This is a genomic window from Pseudomonas oryzihabitans (assembly GCF_032027545.1).
In the GTDB taxonomy this organism is placed as follows: Bacteria; Pseudomonadota; Gammaproteobacteria; order Pseudomonadales; family Pseudomonadaceae; genus Chryseomonas; species Chryseomonas oryzihabitans_F.
Map to the genome: position 1 here is coordinate 1 of NZ_JAVSJB010000093.1, position 678 is coordinate 678.

Genomic DNA, 678 nt, shown 5'->3' on the forward strand with positions numbered 1-678 from the left:
TGAGTGTGATGCCGCGAGCGGCGCAGGGCTCGACTGCGGCGGCGCAAATGCTCCAGCAATTCCTTCTTCAATGCGCCACGGGCTTGGATGTAGAGGCTGCGATAAATGGTCTCGTGGCACCTGATAGGCCGCGTCCGAGTAGGTGCGCTTCAACCATCCAGCGATTTGCTCAGGTGACCACTGGATCTGGAGCTTCTGCGCAACAAGCTGCGCCAACTTTGGGGACTGGGCAAGCTTGCAGTGCTTGGGACGACGGGCCCGTTCCCAGGCTGCCTGTTAGGCTTGGCTGGCTCGATAGCTCCGACGGCTACCGTTGCAGTTTATCTCGCGGCTGATGGTGGATGGAGCGCGCTCCAGGCGGGTCGCATTCTCTCGAATCGACAGGCCAACTGCGACAGCCCGTGAAATCTCCTCGCGCTCCACTAGGGTGAGTGCCAATCGGGAGCGTCTTCGCGCAGTTGGGCGGATACCTCCCGTCTCCGCGAGAATTCGCTGGATCGAGGAATGGTTTCGATCAAACAGCTGCGCAATCTGCTGGAGCGAATCACCCGCCTTCCAGCGATCCCACATCAACGCTTTCTGGCTTTCGGTGTAGTAAATCCGTGGTCTTTGCTTCATCTGCAACACCCTCCTGCCTACGCAGGATTTAGTGTGTTGCGTCGACCGGTTGAATCCACA

General features: G+C 59.0%; 1 pseudogene. It reads right to left on the reverse strand.

From position 1 onward, the window contains the following. A pseudogene (locus RND78_RS27860) lies at window positions 1-618 on the reverse strand (transposase); the annotation flags it as partial. Between the last annotated feature and the right edge of the window lie 60 nt (window positions 619-678).